Origin of the sequence: Acidiphilium rubrum, assembly GCF_900156265.1 — a bacterium.
In the GTDB taxonomy this organism is placed as follows: domain Bacteria; phylum Pseudomonadota; class Alphaproteobacteria; order Acetobacterales; family Acetobacteraceae; genus Acidiphilium; species Acidiphilium rubrum.
This window is the reverse complement of the sequence record NZ_FTNE01000011.1, coordinates 14,639-30,497: the sequence shown is the minus strand read 5'-3', so window position 1 is coordinate 30,497 and position 15,859 is coordinate 14,639. Positions and strand designations below refer to the sequence as shown.

At 68.4% G+C, this 15,859-nt stretch carries 9 protein-coding genes; all 9 read left to right on the top strand.

Going from position 1 to position 15,859, the window contains the following annotated elements:
- Positions 1 to 4: 4 nt before the first annotated feature.
- The 9 genes from BW994_RS09725 to BW994_RS09685 all read left to right on the top strand — a co-directional run bounded on the left by BW994_RS09725 (position 5) and on the right by BW994_RS09685 (position 15,793).
- On the top strand, positions 5 to 1,276 hold the full coding sequence (locus tag BW994_RS09725; protein ID WP_029313029.1) for a glycerate kinase type-2 family protein: 1,272 nt from the start codon (positions 5 to 7) through the stop codon (positions 1,274 to 1,276).
- 142 nt (positions 1,277 to 1,418) lie between these two features.
- A complete protein-coding gene (locus tag BW994_RS09720) occupies positions 1,419 to 2,561 on the top strand; it encodes a branched-chain amino acid ABC transporter substrate-binding protein (protein ID WP_029313030.1) in 1,143 nt (380 codons plus the stop codon).
- A 12-nt stretch (positions 2,562 to 2,573) separates the two neighbouring features.
- On the top strand, positions 2,574 to 3,476 hold the full coding sequence (locus BW994_RS09715) for a branched-chain amino acid ABC transporter permease (protein WP_029313031.1): 903 nt from the start codon (positions 2,574 to 2,576) through the stop codon (positions 3,474 to 3,476).
- Positions 3,476 to 4,408, top strand: a complete 933-nt coding sequence (locus tag BW994_RS09710; protein WP_029313032.1) for a branched-chain amino acid ABC transporter permease — start codon at positions 3,476 to 3,478, stop codon at positions 4,406 to 4,408. The genes BW994_RS09715 and BW994_RS09710 overlap by 1 nt, the downstream gene beginning before the upstream one ends.
- Entirely contained in the window at positions 4,405 to 5,187 is a 783-nt protein-coding gene (locus BW994_RS09705) for an ABC transporter ATP-binding protein (RefSeq protein WP_029313033.1), read from the top strand. The genes BW994_RS09710 and BW994_RS09705 overlap by 4 nt, the downstream gene beginning before the upstream one ends.
- Positions 5,184 to 5,900, top strand: coding sequence for an ABC transporter ATP-binding protein (locus tag BW994_RS09700; RefSeq protein ID WP_029313034.1), 717 nt, complete (start codon positions 5,184 to 5,186; stop codon positions 5,898 to 5,900). Before BW994_RS09705 ends, BW994_RS09700 begins: the two co-directional genes overlap by 4 nt.
- 370 nt (positions 5,901 to 6,270) lie before the next feature.
- A complete protein-coding gene (locus BW994_RS09695; protein ID WP_162176815.1) occupies positions 6,271 to 13,617 on the top strand; it encodes a type I polyketide synthase in 7,347 nt (2,448 codons plus the stop codon).
- Positions 13,614 to 15,005 (top strand): aminotransferase class I/II-fold pyridoxal phosphate-dependent enzyme, encoded by a 1,392-nt coding sequence (locus tag BW994_RS09690; protein ID WP_051657524.1) that lies wholly within the window; start codon positions 13,614 to 13,616, stop codon positions 15,003 to 15,005. Before BW994_RS09695 ends, BW994_RS09690 begins: the two co-directional genes overlap by 4 nt.
- Positions 15,005 to 15,793 (top strand): SDR family NAD(P)-dependent oxidoreductase, encoded by a 789-nt coding sequence (locus BW994_RS09685; protein WP_029313037.1) that lies wholly within the window; start codon positions 15,005 to 15,007, stop codon positions 15,791 to 15,793. Before BW994_RS09690 ends, BW994_RS09685 begins: the two co-directional genes overlap by 1 nt.
- The last annotated feature ends 66 nt before the right edge of the window (positions 15,794 to 15,859 follow it).

The window sequence follows — 15,859 nt, the reverse complement described above, 5'->3', positions numbered from 1 at the left end:
CCCGATGAGCGAACCCGCCACCGCGCTGCTGGAACGCATGTTCCACGCCGCCGTCGCCGCCGCGCTGCCCGCCCACTGCATGGCACCGCATCTGCCGCCGCCGCCCAAGGGCCGCACCATCGTCATTGGCGCCGGCAAGGCCGCCGCCGCCATGGCTTCGGTGGTCGAGGCTGCATGGCCGGCGGATCGGCCGCTCACCGGCCTGGTGGTCACCCGCTACGGCCACGGCGTCGATCACCTCGCCCGGATCGAGGTGGTCGAAGCCTCGCACCCCGTCCCCGACGATGCCGGCCAGCGCGCCGCCGCCCGCATGCTCGCCATGGTCCAGGGCCTCACCGCGGATGATCTGGTCCTGTGCCTGATGTCCGGCGGCGCCTCCGCCCTGCTCGCCCTGCCCGCGCCGGGGATCGATCTCGCCGCCAAACAATCGATCAATCGCGCCCTCCTGCGCAGCGGTGCGCCGATCCACGACATGAACTGCGTGCGCAAACATCTCTCCGCCATCAAGGGTGGCCGCCTCGCCGCCGCCTGCGCGCCGGCCCGCATCATCACGCTGATGATCTCGGACGTTCCGGGCGACGATCCCTCGGTGATCGGCTCCGGCCCGACCGTGCCGGACGCCTCGACCCGCGCCGAGGCCGCCGCCATCCTCGCGCGCTACGGCATCGAACCGCCCGCCGCGGTCGCCGCGTGGCTGCGCCGGCCCGAAGCCGAAACCCCGAAACCAGGCGATCCCGCGTTCGACCGCGCCACCAGCATCATGATCGCGACCCCCTGGCACGCGCTCGAAGCCGCCGCTGGCGTCGCCCGCGCCGCCGGCATCACGCCGATCATCCTTGGCGATGCCATCGAAGGCGAAGCGAACGACGTCGCCCGCGTCATGGCCGCCATGGCCCACAGCAGCGCCACCCACGGCCAACCCGCCACCCCGCCCTGCGTGCTGATCTCGGGCGGCGAAACCACCGTCACCGTGCGCGGCAACGGCCGCGGCGGCCGCAACGCCGAATTCCTGCTCGGCCTCGCCATCGCCCTCGCCGGCCACCCGCGCATCCACGCCATCGCCTGCGATACCGATGGCATCGACGGCACCGAATCCAACGCCGGCGCCCGCCTCACGCCCGACACCATCGCCCGCGCCCGCGCCGCCGGCATCGACCCCGCCGTCGCCCTCGCCGATAACGATGGCTACACGGTATTCAGCCGGCTGGGCGACCTGATCACCACCGGCCCCACCCGCACCAACGTCAATGATTTCCGCGCAATCCTGATCACCTGACCCACGGTCGGGGGCGCGGCCAGCCCGTCAGCAAGGCGGGCCACGCCCCCGACTGCCGGTCCGGTTGTCGGTGGCGGCGTTTCATGGTGTAGGATGACGTTCATCTGCAACGAACGATGATAACCAGACAGGGGAACCTCGAATGCTCAGGACATCGACAATCGGCCTCGGCGTATCGGTCGCACTGCTCGCGGCGTCCGGCGCGGCCCATGCTGCACCGCCGATCAAAATCGGTGTCCAGGCGCCGATCACCGGCACCTACGCCGACGAAGGCCAGGGGATCGCGCGGGCGGTGAAGTTGCTGGCGGCGCAGCAGAATGCCAAGGGCGGGCTGCTCGGCCGCAAGATCGAGGTGATCACCTGTGACGACCAGGGCGAGGCAGCGCAAGCCGCAATCTGCGCGCGCCAGCTGGTCAACGACCATGTCGTCGCCGTCATCGGCTCCTACACCAGCGGCGCCGCGCTCGCCGCCGAGCCGATCTATGCCCGGGCCGACGTGATCCAGACCTCCGATGGCACCAGCAATGAATTGCTCAAGCACGGTTACAAGACCTGGTTCGGCAATGCGGCGCCCAATTCGGCGGAAGCCAAATTCACCGCGCATTATCTGGTCGATGTGCAGCACTACAAGAAAATCGCAGTCCTGACCGACCATTCGAGCTTCGCGACCGGTCTGGCCGAAGCCGTGGTCGCGGACGTCAAGGCCGCGCACGGCACAATCGTCGATAAATCCTTCATCAACGCCGGCTCGCAGAATTTCTCGCCGGTTTTGACCAAACTGAAGGCGCTGCAACCCGATGCGCTGTATTTCTCGGGCTATTATTCCGATGGCGGGCTGATCCGCGCGCAGATGACCCAACTCGGCATGAAAGCCACTTTCGTCGGCGGCGACGCCAATCAGAACGTCGCCTTCGCCAAAATCGCGGGCGCGGCGGCAGCGGGTTCGATCATCATCAACGTCCCCGCACCGGCCGACCTGCCCTATCCGGTCGCCAAGCAATTCGTCGCCGATTACAAAACCAAATACGGCGCGCTGCCGCCTTCGGTATTCACGCTGACCAACGCCGATGGCATGCGCGCGGTGATGCAGGCGATCGCAGCCACCAAATCGGTCAAACCCGCCGCGCTCGAAACCTATCTGCACGGCATGAAATCGTTCCAGGGCCTCACCGGCACCTTCGCCTGGAACGCCAAGGGCGAGCGCACCGGCAGCCCGTTCGTCGCGTTCGAGGTCCAGCCGGACGGAAGCTATAAAATTCTCTACCCCACTCCGACCGCGGGCTGAGCGGCGCCCGCCATGGGCACATTCATCCAGCAGATCGTCAACGGCCTGACGGTGGGTGGCATCTACGCGTTGATCGCGCTGGGTTACACCATGGTCTATGGCGTGATGCGGCTGATCAACTTCGCCCATGGCGATCTGTGCATCCTCGGTGCCTTCGTCGGCCTGACCATGCTGACCGGCTCGGCCGGCGGCGGCCATCCGGGTGCCGCACTGCTGCTGCTCGCCTTCGTGGTCTCGATCATCGCGATCGCGGTGGCGGGCGTCGTGCTCGAACGCATCGCCTACCGCCCCCTGCGCAAGGCCGATCGTCTGGCCGCGGTGGTCTCCGCCCTCGGTGCGTCGCTGATGATCGAAAACGGCATCATGCTGGTCTGGGGTCCGCAGGTGCATGTGTTCCCCTCGAACCTGCTGCCCGCGACCACCTGGCACGTCGCCGGCGCCACCATCAGCTTCATCCAGGTGATGATCATCCTCGCCTCGCTGGTGCTGATGGCCGCACTCTATCTCTTCGTGAACCACACCCGCTTCGGCACCGCGATCCGCGCCGCCGCGATCGATCAGGACGCGGCGCGGCTGATGGGCATCAACGTCAACCGTGTGATCACCAGCGTGTTCATCATCGGCCCGGGGCTGGGCGCCATCGGCGGCCTGTTCATCGGCATCTATTACCGCGAAGCCTATTTCACCATGGGCTGGACCTACGGGCTCTATGCCTTCATCGCGGCGATTCTCGGCGGCATCGGCAACATTCCGGGTGCGATGCTCGGCGGCGTGCTGCTCGGCTTGTTCAACGCCTTTGCGGCCGGGTACGTCTCAAGCTCCTGGCAGGACGCGATCACCTTCGGCCTGCTGATCGTGATCCTGCTGGTGCGCCCCACCGGCCTGCTGGGCGAGCGCGTCGCGGAGAAGGTCTGATGCGCGGGTTCAAGCTGGACGGACTCAAGCTCGGCGCGCTGCTCTGGGCCGCTGGCCTCGCCCTGCCCTTCGCACTCGACAGTTCCTGGGTCTCGATCGCGGCGTTTTTCGCAATCTATGCCATCACCGCCCTGTCGGAGGATGTCATCCTCGGCCGCGCCGGCATGTTCGACATGGGGCACGCGGTCTATTTCGGCATCGGCGCCTATGTCACCGCCATTCTGAACACCACGCTGAACGTGCCGATCCTGCTCACCCTGCCGCTCGCCATGCTGCTCGCCGCCGCCGCCGGCGCGCTGCTCTCCGCCCCGCTGATCCGCCTGCGCGGTGATTATCTGCTGGTCGCGACCATCGGGTTCAACGCCATCTTCGTCCTCGCGATGCAGAACAACCCCGGCGGCATCACCGGCGGGTCGGACGGCATCACCGGCATCGGCGTCCCCTCGCTGTTCGGCCTGCAACTCGAAAGCCAGAGCGCGATGTTCTGGCTCGACTGGGTGTTGCTCGGCCTCGTCCTGCTGGTCATGCGCAATCTCGATGCCTGCGAATTCGGCCGCGCGCTGCGCTATCTCAAGCAGGACGAACTCGCCGCCAGCACCCTCGGGGTCGATGCCCGCAAGGTGAAAACCCTGGCTTTCGCCCTCGGCGCCGCGCTCGCCGGCCTCGCCGGCACGTTGTTCGCGGTGCAACTCTCCACCGTCAGCCCCTCGTCCTTCGTGTTCACCGAATCGGTCACCCTGTTCGCCATCGTCATCGTCGGCGGCCAGGGCTCGATCCCCGGCGTTCTGCTCGGCACCGCGCTGATGTTCGTGGTACCGCAGATTTTCCGGGGCCTCGCGGAATACCGCTATTTCGTGTTCGGCATCGCGATGATCGCGGTGATGGTGCTGCGCCCGCAAGGCCTGCTGCCGCGCCGACGGAGCGCTGCATGACCGCACTGCTCGAACTCGACGGCATCGGCATCAGCTTCGGCGGCTTGCGCGCCGTCGACGATCTGAGCTTCACCGTCAACCAGGGCCAGATCGTCGGGCTGATCGGGCCGAACGGCGCGGGCAAGACCACCGTCTTCAACATGATCACCGGCGTCTACAAACCCGCCTCCGGCACGATCCGCTGGCAGGGCAACGACATCACCGGCGCCAAACCCGCCCGCATCGCCACGCTGGGCCTGCGCCGCACCTTCCAGACCATCCGCCTGTTCGCCGACATGAGCGTGTTCGAAAACGTCCGCGCCGGCTGCCATCTCGCCGCCCGCCAGCACTGGTGGCAGGGCCTGCTCGCCCTGCCCGCCCAGCGCCGCGAGGAAGCCGAACTCGCCGCCCGCACCCACGACATCCTCCGCCGCCTCGATCTCGAAGGCGTGGCCGACACACCGGCAACCTCGCTGCCCTATGGCGTGCAGCGCCGCGTCGAACTCGCCCGCACCCTCGCCGGCCAACCCAGGCTGATCATTCTCGACGAACCGGCCGCCGGGCTGAACGATGCGGAATCGGCCGCCCTGAACGATACCATCTTCATGATCCGCGATACCGGTGTCACCATCCTGCTGGTCGAGCACGACATGAATGTGGTGATGCAGGTGAGCGACCATATCGTGGTGATCAATTTCGGCCGCAAGATCGCCGAAGGCAATGCCACCGCGATCCGCACCAACCCCGCGGTGATCGAAGCCTATCTCGGCCGGGACGACGACGAGGCAACCGCGGCATGAGCTTGCTCACGATCAACGATCTGCGCGTCGCCTATGGCCAGATCGAGGCGCTGAAAGGCGTCTCCCTCACCGTCGCGGCGGGCGAGGTGGTCGCCATCCTCGGCGCGAACGGTGCCGGCAAGACCACGCTGATGCGCGCCATCTCCGGCCTGCTGCCCAAAACCGGCGGCACCATCGGCTTCGAAGGCACCGATATCACCCGCACCAATGCCGACCGCATCGTGCGCCTCGGCATCGCGCAATCGCCCGAAGGCCGCCGCGTGTTCGGCACCCTCACGGTCGCGGAAAACCTGAAACTCGGCGGCTTCACCCGCCCGGCCGGTGAAATCCCCGCCAGCGTCGAGGCGATCTACGCCATGTTCCCCCGCCTCGCCGAGCGCCGCGCCCAGTTCGCCGGCACCTTGTCCGGCGGCGAACAACAGATGCTCGCGATCGGCCGCGCCCTGGTCGCCAAACCCAAACTCCTGCTGCTCGACGAACCCAGCCTCGGCCTCGCCCCGATCATCATCCAGAGCATCTTCCGCAGCCTGCGCAGCATCGCCGATACCGGCGTCACCATCCTGATCGTCGAGCAAAACGCCCGCGCCGCCCTGAAACTGGCCGACCGCGGCTACGTGCTGGAAGTCGGCCGCATCATCCACCAGGACAACGCAAGCAATCTGCTCGCCTCGGGCCAGATGCAGGAAGCCTATCTCGGCCGCGCGGCATCTTGAGCCGGTCGTAATCGACTTTCAGAAGAAACTTCTTCTTTTTTGTGAACAAAAAAGAAGCAAAAAAAACTTCGCTAATCTGGGCCCGTGCCGGTCGAAACGCCCATGCCCCGGAGTCAGAAAGTTTTTTGCTTCTTTTTTACAAAAAAGAAGTCCTCCTTATGCCTTGCCCGCCATCGCGCTGGCCACGGCCTCTGCGGTGCGCCCAATTCGACCGGCACAAACACTGCATCAGGTCGGCGGCCCCGGTCCATGGTCGATCGGTCCGCGCCCTGTTAAACATCGCCCATGGCGCTACGGATTTGAGTAGCGCCATGTTATGTTGCAAAATATTAAACTTCTTGCGTTGCCCAGCCCGAAAGAGAGCAGTGATTTGATTTCGTTACCCACGAACCCCGCCCGCCCCGACCGTTCGCAGGTTGCCATCAACGGCATCGCCTGCCGCCTGCCCGGTGCCGCGGACGAGGCTGCCTTCTGGCAATTACTGGTCGATGAACGCTGCGCGGTCGGGCCGCTGCCCGCCGGCCGGTGGCGCGCCGAGCGGTTCTTCCATCCGGACAAGAGCCAGCCCGGCTTCAGCTACACCTTCGCGGGCGGCTATATCGACGATCCGCTAGGGTTCGACCCGGCGGTCTTCGGCATTTCACCGCGCGAAGCCGCCGAAATCGACCCGCAGCAACGCCTCCTGCTCGATGTCGTCTGGGGCGCGCTCGAAAACGCCGGCATCCCGCCCAGCGCGCTCGCGGGCACCGAAGTCGGCGTTTATGTCGGCGCCTCCAGCCTCGATTACGGCAATCTGCACACCACCGATCCCGCCGCGATCGAGAGCCATTTCATGACCGGCAACACCCTCTCGGTGCTGTCCAACCGGATTTCCTACATCTTCGACTTTCACGGCCCCAGCTTCACCATCGACACCGCCTGCTCCTCCTCGCTGGTCGCCTTCGCCGAAGCCCAGGCCGCGATCGCTTCGGGCCGGATCGATGTCGCGATCGTCGCGGGTGTCAACCTGCTGCTCTCGCCCACCTCGTTCATCGGCTTCTCGCGCGCCTCGATGCTCTCGCCCACCGGCCTGTGCCGGCCCTTCGCCGCCGCGGCGGATGGCTATGTCCGCGCCGAGGGTGCGGTCGCCATGGTGCTCACCCGGCGCGATGTCGCAATCGAGCGCGGCTACAAGGTCCGCGCCGTCGCCCTCGCCTCGGGCATCAATTCGGACGGCCGCACCTCCGGCATCTCGCTCCCCGCGATGGAGGGCCAGCGCGCCCTGCTCGAACGCATCTACGGCGAGGCCGGCATCGACCCCGCCCGCCTGTCCTTCGCCGAGGCGCATGGCACCGGCACCGCCGTGGGCGACCCCGCCGAAGCCACCGCGATCGGCGAGGCGCTGGGCCAGAAACGCGCGGACATCCTGCCGATCGGCTCGGTCAAATCCAACATCGGCCATCTCGAACCCGCCTCCGGCCTCGCCGGCATGTTCAAAGCCATTCTGGCGATGGAACACCGCCTGCTGCCGCGCACGCTGCACACCGAAACGCTCAACCAGGCGATCGATTTCGGCGCCCTCAACCTCGCCGTGGCAACCAAAGCGGTGCCGCTCGCCGCCACCGGCACGCTGCACGCCGGCATCTCCTCGTTCGGCTTCGGCGGCACCAACGCCCATGTCGTGCTGCGCGCCGCCGAAGGCATCGAAACCGCCGTCGCGTCCCCCGCAGCGCCCGATACCGCCGCGGTGCTGATGCTCTCCGCCCATTCCAAGGCCGCCCTCGCCGCAACCGCCGCCGCCTTCGCCGATTTCATGGTCACGAGCGACATCGCCCCCGCCCGCATCGCCAACGCGGTCGCCTGGCAGCGCGACCTCGCTGGCCACCGCCTCGCTTTGCCGGTCGACTCCAGCATCGCGATGGCCCAGGCGCTGCGGCATTTCGCACAAACCGGCAGCAATCCCGCCATCGCCACCGGCACCGCGCCGGCCGCACCACCCCGCCTGTGCTTCGTGTTCTCCGGCAACGGCTGCCAATGGGCCGGCATGGGCCGCACCGCCTATCAGCGCGCCGCCGCGTTCCGCCAGCGGTTCGACGCGATCGACGCCGCATTCCAGCCGCTCGCCGGCTGGTCCCTGGTCGACGCCCTGCATGACCCCGATCTGGCGGCACGGCTGAAATTCACCCGCATCGCCCAGCCCATGCTGTTCGCGGTGCAGGCCTCGCTCACCGCTGCCCTCGCCGCCGCCGGCATCGCGCCGGACATGGTGCTCGGCCACAGTGTCGGTGAAGTCGCCGCCGCCGAAGCTGCCGGTGCCATCAGCCTCGCGCAGGCGGTGCACATCATCTATCACCGCAGCCAGCAGCAGGAGGATGTCCACGGTCTCGGCACCATGGCGGTCGCCAGCCTGTCGCATGACGCGGCCACCACCCTGATCGCGGAAGCCGGCTTCACCGGCCTCGAAGTCGCCGCCAGCAACAGCCCCACCTCGGTCACGCTGTCGGGCGATGAAGCCACCATCCGCCGCTTCGTCCGCTTCGCGCAGAAGCGCCGCATCGCCACCCGCGTGCTCGATCTGGCCTATCCGTTCCACTCTGGCCTGCTCGCGCCGATCCGCGCCCCGCTGCTCGAAGCGCTCGGCACCATCGCGGCCAGCAGCACGACCACCGGTTTCATCTCCACCGTCACCGGCGAGGTGATGGCCGGCGATCGCCTCGATGCCGAATACTGGTGGCACAACGTGCGCGAACCGGTCCGCTTCCGCGATGCGATCACCGCCGCCGCCCGCCAGGGTGGCACGCTGTTCATCGAAATCGGCCCGCGCCCGATCCTCGGCAACAACATCACCGACACGCTGCGCGACATCGGCGCCGACGGCACGGTGCTCGCCAGCCTGGTCGAAGAAAAAAACGGCGCCCTGCCCGGCGATCCGCTCACCGCCATCCTTGCCCGTGCGCTGGTCGCCGGCGCCCGGTTCGATGCCGAGCGCGTGTTCGGCGCCCCCACAGCGCATCGCGTCGCTCTGCCGTCCTACGCCTGGCAGCGCCGCCAGTTTCCGCACAACCACACCGCCGAGGCGCTCGATTTCTACGGCACCACCCCGCTGCACCCGCTGATCGGCAGCCGCCTGCAAACCGGCGGCACCGAGTGGCGCCACCTGCTCGATGCCACGATCGTGCCCTATCTGGCCGATCACCGGATCGATGATGAAATCATCGTCCCCGGCACCGGCTTCGCCGAAATGGCGCTCGCCGTCGCACGCGAAACCTGGCCCGAAGGCCCGATCGCGCTCGAGGATTTCGACCTGCTGCAATGGCTGCCGCTGCAAGCCGGGCAGATGCGCGAAATCTCGGTCCGCCTCGCCGGCGATACCGGCATCGTCGAAATCTGGAGCCGCCCGCGCCACGCCGGCGATGAATGGACGCTGCATGCCAGGGGCCGCATCACCCGCCCGGCCTCGGCACCGCCCGCCTTCGTCGCCCCCACGGAGCTGCCACACCACATGACCGCCGAACGCGTCTACGCCAGCGCGAGCGATGCCGGGGTCGATTACGGCCCTTCCTTCCGCCGCGTGCTCGCCGCACGGCGCGACGACAAGATCATCGAAATCGACCTCGCCCCGATCGAGGCGTCCGCCGGTGCCTTCACCCGCCCGCACATCCTGCACCCGGTGGCACTCGATGCCGCGTTCCACGCGCTGTTCGAAAACATCAAGCTGCGCCAGGGCGAGCGCTACGCTTATCTGCCGGTCCGCTTCGCCAATCTGCGGATCGATCAGGACGACGCAATCCCCGCCCGCGCCCGCGTCGTGGTCGATCGCGAGACCGATCATTCGCTCTCGATCGCCGCCACGCTCTATGCCGCCGATCACAGCGTGATCGCAACCCTGACCGGCGGCCTGTTCCGGGCCGTGGTGTTCGACCGCCGCAAAGCCGCCCCCGCGCTGTTCCACCAGACCGCCATCAGGCTCGAACGCTTCGCCGCCGGTACCGCGCTGTACCAGGATGCCGTGGCCGCTCTGCAGGATCAGGTGCTGACCGAACGGCCCGAATCCTGGCAGATCCTCGAAGCCTTCGCCCGCGCGCTCGCCCATCAGGCGCTCGCCGTTCGCAGCGAAACCCAACCGCCATCGCCGCTCGCCGCCAGCCTCTACGCCGGTCTGCAAGCCGCCGGCCTTGCCACCAATACCGGCGATCGCTGGACCCTGGCATCCGAAACCGGCCTGCCCGCCGCCACCCTGATCCTCGAAGCCTTCGCCGCCGAACACGCCGGTGCGACGCCCGAAATCGTGCTCGGCGCCCAGGCGCTGCGCAGCCTGCCGGCCGCCATCGCCACCGGTGCGCGCGCTGTCGTCAGCGCATCGATCATCGATCAGTTCGAGACCGATTCGATCCTCGCCGCCCCGCTGCACCAGGCCGCCCTCGCTCTGGTCAGCCGCCTCGCTGGTCGCACCGCGCCCGATCCGCTGCGCCTGCTGATCGGCGAACCCGGCTCGATGGGGCTGCTGCACGCGCTCCTGCCGCTGATCCGCGCCCAACGCGCCACCGTCACCATCGCGGGCACCGACGGCAAACGCCTGCGCCACCTCCAGGCCCGGCGCGGCACGCTCGATGGTATCGACATCCTCGACCTCACCGAAACCGATGACGCCCCGATCGAAACCAGATATGATCTCGCCCTGGCCTTCGCCGGCGCCATCACCGACGATGCCGCCCTCGCCCGCGGCCTCGCCGCGCGGATCGACCCCGCCGGCCTGATCGCGGTGCTGCAACCGACCGATTCGATCATGCTCGATGTCCTGCTCGGCGCGACCGATGCCGGCGCCCCGCGCAGCGTCTCGCGCCATGATGCCAGCCGCGCCCTGCTGCACGCGGGTTGCCACGCGATCGAACCGTACCCGACCGGTGCGGGCACCGGCACCATCCTGCTCGCCCGGCCCGACGCAGTCGCAACCGCGGCCGCCGCCGCCGCCCCGCCCGCCGTGCTGATCGGCCATGCAGCGCTGTTCGACGCGCTGACCCAAACCATCCACGCCCAGGGCCGCACCGTGCGGTCCATCGCAGCCGATCCGGCCGGTTTCGGCGCGGCCTGCGCCAGCATCGCCGCCGCGCACCCGGATCAGACGATCGATTACGTGTTCACCGCCGCCGACCGCAGCCTCGAAGCCAATATCGATCATCTCGCCGCCCTGCTCGGCGCCACCGCTGCCCTGCCCACCCGCCTCTGGCTGGTGGTCAGCGGTCTCGACGGCAGCGACCCCGCCGCCGAAGCCCTCTGGTGCTTCGCCCGCGTCGCGGTCAACGAATACCCGGATATCACCCTCAGACTGATCGACCTCGCACCCGGCCTCGCGCCGGACAGCGCCGCCCCCCATCTCGCCGCGCTGCTCGCTGCACCAGGCACCGAGGCGGAATTGCTGATCGATGCCACCGGCATCACCGCCATCCGCCTCGCCAACGGCGTCACCACCGGGCAAGCCAGCCATCAGGTCGAGGCCGCGCGCCTCGAACTCCCGGCCAAAGGCGTGCTCTCGCAGTTCGACTGGGTGCCCGCCACCCGCACCGCCCCCGCCGCGCACGAGGTCGAGGTCGAAATCGCCGCTGCCGGCCTGAACTTCCGCGACGTCATGCTCGCCACCGGCCTGCTCGATGACGACGTGCTCGACGATGGTCTGGCCGGTGCGGTGTTCGGCTTCGAATGCGCCGGCCGCGTCGTCCGCGCCGGCAGCGCCGTCACCACGCTGCAACCGGGCGACGCCGTCATGGGCTTCGGCCGCCAGAGTTTCGCCACCCACACCACCGCCGATGCGCGGGTCTTCACCAGACTGCCCGAAGGCATGGCGGTCGAGGCGAGCACGTCGATCCCGGTCGCCTTCCTCACCGCCTGGTACGGGCTGGTCCATCTCGCCCAATTGCGCGAAGGCGAAACCGTGCTGATCCACGGTGCCGCCGGCGGCGTCGGCATCGCCGCCATGCAGATCGCCCGCGCCCGCGGTGCCCGCATCATCGCCACCGTCAGCTCGCCCGACAAACGCGCGCTCGCCACCCTGTTCGGTGCCGAACTCATCTTCAATTCCCGCAGCACCGCCTTCGCCGATGACATCCGCGACGCGATCGGCGGCGTCGATGTCGTGCTGAACTCCCTGGCCGGCGACGCCATGCTCGCCAGCCTGAAATGCCTCAAGCCGTTCGGCCGCTTCATCGAACTCGGCAAGCGCGACTATGTCGCCAACACCGCCCTCGGCCTGCGCCCGTTCCGCCGCAACCTGACCTATTTCGGCGTCGACCTCGATCAGCTGCTCGCCGCCAACCTGCCGCTCACCCAGGCCCTGATGCAGGACATCGTGGCCGGCTTCGAACGCGGCGATTTCTGCCCGCTGCCCTACCGCGCGTTCGATGCGCCGGCAGCGGCGGAGGCGTTCCAGTCGATGCAATCGGGCCTGCACATCGGCAAATTGCTGGTCCGCCCGCCATCCCCGCCGATGGCCACGACCGCGCCGGTCCACCGCTTCGAACCGGCCGCCGGCGTGCATCTCGTGGTCGGCGGCACCAGCGGCTTCGGGTTCGAAACCGCCGCCTGGCTCGCCGAACAGGGCGCGCGCACCATCGTCCTCGCCTCGCGCCGCGGCACGCTCGAACCCGCGCTGCAAGCCCGCGCCGAGGCGATGACCAGCCTCGGCACCACCATCCTGGTCGAACCGCTCGATGCGACCGACCAGGCCGCCGTCACCGCCCTGATCGCGCGACTCACGGCCGATCACGGCCGCATCGCCGGCATCATCCACGCCGCCATGGTGCTCGACGATGGGCTGATCGCCAACCTCGCCCCGGCCCGCACCCGCGCGGTCCTGGCCCCCAAAATCACCGGCGCCGCCCATCTCGACCACGCCACGCGCGACCACGCGCTCGATTATTTCGTCGCCTATTCCTCCGCCACCACCATGATCGGCAACCCCGGCCAGTCGGCCTACGTCGCCGCCAACGGCTATCTGCAAGGGCTGATGCGCAACCGCCGCGCCCGCGGCCTGCCCGGCCTCGCGGTCGCCTGGGGTGCCATCGCCGATGCCGGCGTGCTGGCGCGCGACCAGGATACCGCGGCGAAACTCGAACGCATCAGCGGCATCGCCGCCATGCGCGCGCGTGAGGCGCTCGGCTATCTCGGCGGCCTGCTCGCCGCCGGCAATGCGGTGCCCGCCACGGTCTACTGCGCCACCATCCGCCCGAACGGCATGCTGCGCGCCCTGAAACTGCTGCAAACCCCGAGTTTCGCCGGCCTGTTCACCGCCGCCGACAGCATCAGCGCGGACGCCGGGCTCGACCTCGCCGGCATGATCGCCGGTAAGCCGGACGCCGAAGCCCGCGCCCTGGTGGCCGCACTGGTCGCCGCCGAAGTCGCCCGCATCCTCCGCCTCGCCGCGGAGGATATCGACCCCGCCCGCCGGCTCGATGAGCTGGGCATGGACTCGCTCATGAGCATCGAACTCCGCATGGGCATCGAAACCCGCTTCGGCGTCGAACTGCCGGTCGTCGCGATCAATTCCGGCGTCAGCGTCAACGATCTCGCCGCCCGCCTGATCGCCGGTGCCGCCGCGACCACGGCCGACGCCCCCGCAGGCCTCGGCGATGCCGAACGCCGCCTGCTGATGCAGCACGGCGCGCGTGACATCGGCGTCTCCGAACTGATGGCGGTCAACGAAGCGATCGAGGCGCAACGCAGCACCGCGGGGACCCTGCTATGAAGACCGAAGGCGGGCGCTTCAGCCGTGGCTTCAAGGCCGCCCTGCTGGAAACCATGGTCAAAACCCCCGCAGTCGAACCCGCCCCCCGCGCCGGCAGCACCAGTGCGGGCAGCGCGGCATCAGCCGGTAAATTCGATACCTCGTTCGAAACCCTGCCCGCCTACCAGGCCTTCCGCACCCAGCGCGCGGTGGCCGATGCGCTGCATCTGAACTTCCCGTTCTACCGGGTGCACGACGCCATGGCCGGTGCGCGCAGCGTGATCGCCGGCCAGCCCGTGGTCAATTTCGCCTCCTACGACTACCTCGGCCTGAACGGCCACCCGGACATCACCGCCGCAGTGATCGAGGCGACAAAAACCTGGGGCACCAGCGTCTCCGCCAGCCGGATCACCGCCGGCGAGCGCGATTTCCACCGCCAGCTGGAACGCGCCCTGGCCGACATCTATGAGGCAGACGACGCGCTGGTGTTCGTCAGCGGCCACGCCACCGCCATCTCCACGGTCGCCGCCCTGCTCGGCCCGAAGGATTTGATCCTGCACGACAGCCTGATCCACAACTGCGTCGTGGTCGGCGCCCAGCTCAGCGGCGCCACCCGCCGGCCGTTCCCGCACAACGACCTCGCCGGCCTCGAGGCCATGCTCGCCGCCACGCGCGACAAATTCGAACGCGTCATGATCATCACCGAAGGCCTGTTCTCGATGGACGGCGACGGTCCCGACCTCGCCCGCCTGGTGGACATCAAGGACCGCTTCGATTGCTGGCTGATGGTCGATGAAGCCCACTCGGTCGGCGTGCTCGGCGCCACCGGGCGCGGCATCGCCGAACAAGCCGGAATCGATCCCCGCCGGGTCGATATCTGGCTCGGCACCCTGTCGAAAACCCTGGTCAGCTGCGGCGGCTACGTCGCCGGCAGCCGCCCGCTGATCGATTTTCTGAAACTCGCCGCCCCCGGCATGGTCTACAGCGTCGGCATGCCCGCCCCCGCGGCACTCGCCGCCCTCACCGCCATCGAAATCATGCGCCGCGAACCCGCGCGCGTCGCCCGCCTTCAGGCCAACGGCCAGTTGTTCCTCCGCCTCGCCCGCGAAGCCGGGCTCGATGTCGGCACCAGCGCCGGCTACGCCGTCACACCGGTCATCATCGGCGACTCCCTGCGCACCGTCCTGCTGGCCGAACGCCTGCTCAAACGCGGCATCAACGCCTTCCCGATCGTGCCGCCCGGCGTGCCGGAAAAATCCGCCCGGCTGCGGTTCTTCATCTCGTCGGAACACACCGAAGCCGAAATCCGCGCCGCCGTCGCCGCCACCGCCGAAGAAGTCGCGGGCGTCGAACGCGAAGGCATCTCGCTCGGCACAATCGCCAAACTGATGATCAAGCGCGCCACCTGATGACCACGCCACACTGCATCGTCATCACCGGTGCCTCCAGCGGCATCGGCGCCGCCCTCGCACTCCAGTACGCCGCACCCGGCGTCACCCTCATCCTCATCGCCCGCAACGAAAACCGCCTCGCCACCATCGCCACCGCCGCACGCGCCAAAGGCGCGACCGTCGAGACCGCCAGCATCGACACCCGCAATACCGCAACCCTCACAACCTACCTCACCACCAGCGACACCACCCACCCGATCGACCTGCTGATCGCCAACGCCGGCGTGCTCGAAGGCCGCACCGCCGATGGCACCATCGAAGATTTCGCCACCGCCGCCCGCGTCATCGAAATCAACCTGCTCGGCGCCCTCGCCACCACCCACGCCATCCTGCCCGCTATGCGCAGCCGACAACGCGGCCACATCGCCTTGGTCAGCTCCCTCGCCGCCTTCTCGCCCCTGACCGACGCACCCGCCTACAGCGCCAGCAAATCAGGACTATTATCCTACGGCCTCGCCCTCCGCGCCGCCCTCGCCGGCACCGGCGTCACCGTCTCGGTCGCCTGCCCCGGCTATGTCGAAAGTGCGATGACCGACAGCCACATCGGCGAACAACCCATGAAACTCAAAGCCCCCCAGGCCGCCACCCTGATCGCCCGCGGCATCGCCGCCAACCAGGCCGTCATCGGCTTCCCCCGCCCCCTCTACCTCGGCTCCCTGCTCTCCACGATCATCCCAGAACCCCTCCGCCTGCTCTTCACCAAATCAATGCGCTTCCACGTCGCCACACGGCCACCGGTGGGGTGAGGCCGGGAGTAAGCAAGGCCAGGGGCTCTGCCCCTGGACCCCGTTAAAGGCTGAGCCTTTAAAATC